The organism is Accumulibacter sp. (genome assembly GCF_016789985.1).
GTDB lineage: Bacteria > Pseudomonadota > Gammaproteobacteria > Burkholderiales > Rhodocyclaceae > Accumulibacter.
Map to the genome: position 1 here is coordinate 1 of NZ_JAEUOL010000223.1, position 7,636 is coordinate 7,636.

Here is a 7,636-nt window from a genome sequence, read left to right on the forward strand (position 1 = left end):
ACGGCTGGCCATCAAGACCTTCGTCAGTCGCTTCTCCGACGGCATCATCCGCGAGGCGCTATTGCGTGAATTCAAGCGCGGTGGTCAAGTGTACTTCCTGCACAACGAGGTCGACACGATCGAGAACATGCGTGACAGACTCGGCAAGCTGTTGCCCGAAGCACGCATCGTTGTCGGCCATGGGCAGATGAAGGAACGCGACCTGGAACGGGTCATGCGCGACTTCACGCAGCAGAGAGCCAACCTGCTGCTGTGCACGACGATCATCGAAACCGGCATCGACAACTCGCACGCCAACACCATCGTCATCAACCGTGCCGAAAAATTCGGCCTGGCCCAGTTACACCAGTTGCGCGGCCGCGTCGGGCGCTCACACCACCAGGCTTACGCCTATCTGCTGACCCATGACGACGCGGCGCTCAACAAGCAGGCCAGACAGCGGCTTGAGGCCATTCAGATGATGGACGAACTCGGCGCCGGCTTCTACTTGGCGATGCACGACCTCGAAATCCGCGGTGCCGGCGAAGTGCTCGGCGCCAGCCAGTCCGGAGAGATGCAGGAAATCGGCTTCAACCTGTTCACCGAGATGCTCAACCGGGCCGTCGCCGCCCTGAAGCAAGGCAAGGAACCAGACCTCCTGCAACCGCTGGCGATCACCACCGAGATCAAGCTGCATACCCCCGCCTTGCTCCCCGACGACTATACCCCGGACGTGCACGAGCGACTGACCTTGTACAAGCGCCTCGCCGACTGCCTGCGCAGCGATCAGCTCGCCGAACTGCAGGAGGAACTGGTCGACCGCTTTGGCGACTTGCCACCACAAGCCCGTGCCCTGCTTGAGAGTCACCGGCTGCGACTGCTCTGCAAGCCGCTGGGGATCAGCAAGCTCGACGCCAACGCCACGCAGGTCGTCGTACAGTTCGAACCTCGGCCACCGATCGACCCGCTGCGGATCATCCATCTGATCCAGCAGGACCGCAACTACCATCTGGCGGGACAGGACAAACTGGTCCTCAAACGCCAGTGCGCCACACTTGCCGAGCGTGTCGCGGCGGTACAGGACATCATCCATCAACTTACTCGCCAGACAAAACCATGACCACCCTCGATATCGACAACATCAACGTCAGCGCTTTCGACCCGATGCCCTCGCCGGAGGAAATCCTCGCCCGTTTGCCCCTTTCATCAAGCGCCGCCAAACTGGTCATGCACGGCCGCCAGGTCTTGCGCAACATTCTCGACCGCAGCGACCATCGCCTGTTCGTCGTCGTCGGCCCGTGCTCGATCCACGACCCGGTCGCCGGGCTCGACTACGCCCACCGCCTCAAGGCGCTGGCCGACGAGGTGAGCGAGACCCTTTATCTCGTCATGCGCGTCTATTTCGAGAAGCCGCGCACAACGACCGGCTGGAAAGGCTACATCAATGACCCGGACATGGATGACTCCTTCCATGTCGACCAGGGGATGACCAAGGCACGCGAATTCCTGCTCCAGCTCGCCGAACTCGGCCTGCCCGCCGGCACCGAAGCGCTCGATCCGATCTCTCCGCAGTACCTCGGTGATCTGATTTCATGGACGGCAATCGGCGCCCGCACCACCGAATCGCAGACGCACCGCGAGATATCATCCGGCCTGTCCACCCCGGTCGGCTTCAAGAACGGCACCAACGGCGATGTCGGCATCGCGGTCAACGCCATCCTCTCGGCCTCGCGCCCACACAGTTTCCTGGGCATCAACGGCCAGGGGCGGACGGCCATCGTACGCACGCGTGGCAACCGTTACGGTCATCTGGTCCTGCGCGGCGGCGATGGGCGACCGAACTACGATACGGTCAGTGTGCAGATCGCCGAGCAGGCTCTGAGCAAGGCCGGGCTGCCGAGCAACATCGTGATCGACTGCTCGCACGCCAACAGTTACAAGAAGCACGAGTGGCAACCGTTGGTAATGGCCGACGTGGTCAATCAGGTCCGCCTCGGCAACCGCTCTCTGGTCGGAACGATGATCGAGTCGAACCTCGTCGCCGGCAATCAGTCCATCCCGGAAGACCTCACACAGCTCAAGTACGGCTGCTCGGTCACCGACGCCTGCGTCGACTGGGAAACCACGGAAAAGATGATTCGCGATGCCGCGCGGTTGCTGCGCGACGTCCTCCCCGACCGGAAACCGCGATAAGCCGCTCGGCGACAGACACACCAGGCTCGGGCTGCCGGGACGGCGTAGCCCATGCCACCATACCAGCTCACGACGCCGCGGGCCGCGTCCGACCCGGCCGCGGCAGCGGTGACGCCACCTGTTGCTCGAAGGCCTCGACCGCCTTCTTGACCGAAACGAAGAAATCCCGCCCGCCGATTTCCTCGGACAGGCCGACCTTGGCCAGCTCGATGAGAAACGGCCGTGGTGCGTCGGCAATCTTCACGTCAATACCGTCATCCGCCAGTTCGCGATGCAGTTCGGCGAAACGCTGCGCCGCCGTTACGTCCATGTCATGAATCGCCTGTGCGTCAATGACCAGCCACTTGACGGGTGGATCTGCCTCGTCAACCAGGGTCCGGATGCGTGTCACCACATGTCGTGCATTGGCAAAGACCAGCGGCGCGTAAAGTCGATAAACCAGCAGACCCGGCACGCTATCCGTCTCCCCTTCCTCGTCGCGACAATCGTGAAACTTGCCATCGCTGCGCCGACGACGAAGCACTGCGTCATCGGGACGCGAGATCTCGACCAGCACCGAGATGAGCGAGAGGAGCAGGCCGAGAATGATCCCCGGAACGACGCCGGCAACCAGTATCGCCAGGGTGACGCCCATGGCGATGCCGAACTCGACACGGTCGATCTTGTAGAGACCCGCCAGTGACGCGAATTCGAGCATCCCGATGGCGGTGACGATCAGGATGGCACCCAGGGCGACCTTGGGCAACAGGGCGATCAGGCCGGTGAGAAAGAAGAGGAACACCAGCAGACCGACCGCCAGCACCAGTTGCGCGACCTGTGTCATGCCACCGGCCGAATCGACGATGGACGTGCGGGACTGACTGGCCGAAACCGGGAAACCCTGCCACAACCCGGCCAGGATGTTTGCCGAACCGAGAGCGACCAGTTCGCGATTCGGGCGTACCTCGTAGCCATTCTTTTCCGCGAAGGTCTGCGCCAGCAGGATGCCATCCGAAAACGCCAGGAAAGCGATGGCCACCGCCGCCGGCGCCAGCGCCCCGATGTCTGCCCAGCGGAACGACGGGACCGTCAGGCTGGGCACACCCGAGGGCACTTGACCGACCAGCGCGATGCCGTAACCACCGAGGTCGAAGGCGAAGGTCGCGCCAATTGCCACCGCACAAACCGCCAGTGCGCCGGGAATGCCGGGTAGCCAGCGCGCCAGCCCGACCAGCAGGGCCACCAGCAGCAAGCCGAGGACGAAGGTCGCCAGATGAGTCTGTGGCAATTTCTCGACCACCGTCAAGACCAGTTCGAAGAATTCCTCCCCCTCGGTCTTGATGCCGAACATCTTCCCCAGTTGCGTGGCAATCAGCACCAGCGAGGCACCGTTGAGGTAACCGATGAGAACCGGCCGCGACAGCAGATCGGCGATGACACCAAGCTTCAGGCGGGCGGCGAGCATCAACACGGCACCCGACAGGATGCTGAGGACAGCCGCCAGAACCACGATGCGCACCGGATCTCCAGCCGACAGCGGCAGGATCGCCGACCCCGCCAGCAGACCGATCGCAGCATCCGGCCCGGCGATGACGTGCCGCGAACTGGAGAACAAAGCGTAGCCGATGGCCGCCGCGAGCGCCGCGTAGAGACCCGCGATGGGCGGCAGATGCACCAGTTCGGCATAAGCGATGACGGACGGAATCGAGACGATGCACGCCGAGAAGCCGGCGATCACATCCCTGCTCAACCAGGCCGCTCGGTAATTTTTCAAAGTCGCGAGCAACGGAAGAGCGGACTGCAGGTGTTCGAGAATCGCAAAGGATTTCATCAGCGTAGCTCCTGGTGCATGAGACAGAATCGGAATATAACCCCATCTGCCCGACTTACCGCAAGTAGTCTGCTGCCAGCGGGTCAATGAAGCTGACGCATGCGACATTTCATGATGTCGTCTTCAAAACTCGCATCCCTGGGGCAAGGTCGACAAAGATTGACAAAATCGACCAGAAAGCAGACTCGCGATGACTTTCCCGAGGTCGCCGGCAACAAATGGGCTACAGAAAATGAGTTATCCACACCAAAACAATGGACCGGCGCAGCACCTCCCGGTAAACTGGGCCGTTGGAGGATTGGACACGCTGCATCCTGGGGAGAATAACTTTCATGCACATCAACGTCGAAACCAAGCCGGTCGCCTCGGCCGCCTACAACACCCGAAAGAAACGGCTGGTCGAGACCATCGATCGGCTCTATCACCGCAACGCCAAGGCGTCCCTGCAGAAGGTGATCTCGCGCTTGCACCCGGCCGACATGGCCTCGATCCTCGACGAATTGCCCCCGGCGCACGTGGTGGATGTCTTCTACGCGATCAGCGACACGGAGATGGCGGCAGAAGTCTTCAGTCAGCTGTCCCCCAGCTTGCGGACGGAAGTGATGACCGAATCGCCGGTCGAGAAACTGGCTGGCGTCCTGCAACACCTGGCGCCTGACGACCTTGCCGACCTGATCGGCGATCTGCCAGAGGATCAGCGCGCGCAATTGATGGCCCTGCTCGACCGCGAAAGCAAGGACGAGGTCGAAAGCCTGCTCAAGTACGACCCGAGCAGTGCCGGCGGCATCATGACTACCGACTTTTTTTCGCTGCAGCACACGATGACCGTCGAAGAAGCGATCGAGAACATCCGCAGTCGCGAAGACGTCGAGATGGTCTTTTATCTGTATCTCACCGATGAGGCAGGGCGGCTGGTTGGCGTGGTTTCCCTCCGGCAGTTGCTGCTCGCCCGACCCGGCACCCTGCTGCACAAGGTCATGAATCGACGCGTCATGAAAGTGACGACCGACGCCGACCAGACCACGGTCGCCATGCTGGTCGAAAAGTACCACCTGCTCGCCGTGCCGGTGGTGGACGAGGAGAATGTGCTGGTCGGCATGGTCACGGTCGACGACGTCATCGACGTCCTCGAAGAAGAGACGACGCGGGACATGCTGAAAATGGCAGGTACCAGCGAGTCGGAAACGCTGACTCATTCGGCCCTGAAGATCGCGAGCATCCGCCTGCCCTGGCTGCTGGCCGCCTTCATCGGCGGGCTGGCAGCGACAGCGGTGATCGGGCGATACGAAGAGATCCTCGGCCAGGTCCTGGTCCTCAGTGCCTTCCTGCCGGTCGTCATGGGAATGGCCGGTAACGTTGGAGTGCAGTCCGCCACCGTCGCCGTGCGCGGCCTGGCCACTGGCGCGATCGACGTGCGGGACACGGTACCGCTGGTGCTCAAGGAATTGCGCGTCGGTCTCGCCCTGGGCGGTTTCTATGGCATCATCCTGGCCATCTACGGCTACGTGATGCACAGCAGCATCCAGCTTGGCGAGGTGGTTGGCCTGACCATCCTCGGCAACATGACCGGCGCGGCCCTGCTCGCCGTGCTGCTGCCCATGATCTTTCAGCGGTTGAAGGTAGACCCGGCGGTCGCTACCGGGCCCTTTGTCACCACCGCAATCGACATTCTGGGTGTCCTCAACTACTTCGTGATCGCGAGCTGGATCTACAAACTGTGATCCCACCCACAAACTCGCCGGACAAGGCACGCCCCGCCGGCGAGTGCGGGATGCTCCAGTTCCAGAGCAAGCGCGTCGAATGCTCAAGCCCATCAGGTGTGACACAACGGGCCAGGCGGCCTGACGCGGGGCTGCCTACAAACCTAAGCGCCGACGCTCCGCCACGGTACCGGGCGCTGCTGGAATTCGGCAAGCAGGATACCGAACTCGGGCAGCAGCGACTCGGTCTGTGCTGCCAGCCAGTCCTGGATTGCCGCCCCCTTGCCGCCGCGCAAGGGGGCGGCAATCAGTTGAGAGGCCACTGCGAGGTCATTCAGACGACCCAGCATCTCCTGCAAACTGGTGGCGGACTGATGGTAGTCGGTCAGCAGTGGGCCGTCCAGGATGGGGCAAAAGAACTCAAGTGCGTAGCGCAGTTGTTTGAACGCCACGCGCAGGCGATGACGCGCTGCGACGTCAGACCGGGCAGCCGCAGCACGCTCGGTGACGCGCTTGGCACGCTTGCCGAGACAACGCGGGACGAAATCTGCCAACTGCCCCTGTCCCGCCGCCGCCCCATCCGGCAAGGTCACCAGTGCATCCGTGAAATCGATCAACAAGCGCGCGTAATCGGCCGATGCGAGCGCCTTACCGCTGGCCCGGCGGCTGTCCGTGCAACGCTTTCGCGCGTAACGCCCGAGGCGCTCGATCTCGACACCGCCGGGAAAAGCCTGGCCGAGCGAGGGCAAGGTCTCCGCCAGAAAGACATCCCAGTTGCGGTTGTCGCCAAGCTTGGTCGCCAGGACCTGCCACGCGGGATCGAAGCGGGCAACGAAGGACTCGGGCAGCAGCGGTTCCCACAGGCGGATGGCCGACCGCAGGCGGCGGATGGCGACACGCGCCTGGTGAACGAACTCCGGCTCATCACTGCTACGCACGCCTTGCTCGTTGTTTTGCAGGTGACCGATGCACGACAGGGCGATCAGGCGAAAGGCTGCGATGCTTGGCATGCCGCCTTCGGTGGCGACCGGCAACGCCTTCACTGCCGACAAGGGAAGCGAATCGAGCAGACGATACGCGCGCTCCGACTTGCTGCTGGCCTCCGGATGCAGAGGCAGGATGGCTTGCAGTTCCTTCACCACGGCAAACAGATCGGTCAGCGCACCACCATATAGCTCCAGTTCAACCTCGCGAATGGTCTCGCGCCGCTCCCCGGCCTCGATCCAGCCACGATCGAGCGCCAGCTCGATGCGCACCCCGGGACGCGGCTCGAGCAACCACGAATCCCGCCGGAAGCGTGTGGAAAACACCGGCTGCAGTTGATCCCGGAGCGATTCGAGCAGTTCGCGGAGCGGCCTGCTATCGACGTGCGAAAAACCGAACTCCCCTGGTTGACCTGGTACTTCCCACTCGCCTCGCTGCGCCAGTCCGGCAGCGATCACCGGCGCCGTTTTGACACCAAGCAACCACTGTCGACCATTCTGTCGGTAGCGCACAACGATCCGCTCATGGTGCAGGCGGCGGTCCGGCGTGTCGTAGTAGGTGTTGATCAGCAGTTGTCGACCTCGACTGGCGCCGGCCAACATCGGGTGCTGCGCCAACTGAAGGGCGGCACGTGTCGACAGGGACAGCTTGATCTCGGTTTCTGTGGCCATCCAAACCTCCGGCAGGAGAAGACCGGGCCAGGGCAACATGTCGGTACCCCGGGCAGCATGCCGACTGGCTCGGCACTGATGAGCAAAGTATTGGAGCACCAAGCCGGAGTTTGAAGGATAGCACAGTCCGATGTGGTTTGAGTTCCTGCGACCTGGCGAGGCTTACCACCTATCATGTTTCGGCCCCCTGAAAGAACTTGGGAAGAGGCAGTGCGCTGGCAGCGCGTCTCAAGAGAAGGCGGATGCCGCGTTTGAACCAGGAAAGGGCACTGCGATAGGCTTTGCGGACACTCCAATGG

General features: G+C 62.5%; 5 protein-coding genes. 3 read left to right on the top strand and 2 right to left on the bottom strand.

What is annotated here, in order from left to right; all coding sequences use genetic code 11:
- On the top strand, positions 1-1,099 hold a 1,099-nt coding region (locus JNK99_RS12875; RefSeq protein ID WP_291853754.1), incomplete at its 5' end, for a TRCF domain-containing protein.
- On the top strand, positions 1,096-2,172 hold the full coding sequence (locus JNK99_RS12880) for a 3-deoxy-7-phosphoheptulonate synthase (RefSeq protein ID WP_291853756.1): 1,077 nt from the start codon (positions 1,096-1,098) through the stop codon (positions 2,170-2,172). The genes JNK99_RS12875 and JNK99_RS12880, both read left to right, overlap by 4 nt.
- A 67-nt stretch (positions 2,173-2,239) precedes the next feature.
- Here the strand turns inward: JNK99_RS12880 and JNK99_RS12885 are convergent, their stop codons facing one another.
- Entirely contained in the window at positions 2,240-3,982 is a 1,743-nt protein-coding gene (locus tag JNK99_RS12885) for a SulP family inorganic anion transporter (protein ID WP_291853758.1), read from the bottom strand.
- Positions 3,983-4,314: 332 nt separating this feature from the next.
- Between JNK99_RS12885 and mgtE the strand changes: the two genes are divergently transcribed.
- Positions 4,315-5,703 carry a magnesium transporter gene (mgtE, locus tag JNK99_RS12890; protein WP_291853760.1) on the top strand — a complete coding sequence of 463 codons (1,389 nt, stop codon included), beginning with the start codon at positions 4,315-4,317 and terminating at the stop codon, positions 5,701-5,703.
- Positions 5,704-5,846: 143 nt separating this feature from the next.
- Here mgtE and JNK99_RS12895 read toward each other — a convergent pair whose 3' ends face one another.
- A complete protein-coding gene (locus JNK99_RS12895) occupies positions 5,847-7,337 on the bottom strand; it encodes a CYTH and CHAD domain-containing protein (RefSeq protein WP_291853762.1) in 1,491 nt (496 codons plus the stop codon).
- Positions 7,338-7,636 lie beyond the last annotated feature (299 nt).

Coding starts and splice junctions, on each gene's coding strand:
- JNK99_RS12895 (WP_291853762.1), bottom strand. CDS start 7,337: ATGGCCACAGAAACCGAGATCAAGCTGTCCCTGTCGACACGTGCCGCC.
- mgtE (WP_291853760.1), top strand. CDS start 4,315: ATGCACATCAACGTCGAAACCAAGCCGGTCGCCTCGGCCGCCTACAAC.
- JNK99_RS12880 (WP_291853756.1), top strand. CDS start 1,096: ATGACCACCCTCGATATCGACAACATCAACGTCAGCGCTTTCGACCCG.
- JNK99_RS12885 (WP_291853758.1), bottom strand. CDS start 3,982: ATGAAATCCTTTGCGATTCTCGAACACCTGCAGTCCGCTCTTCCGTTG.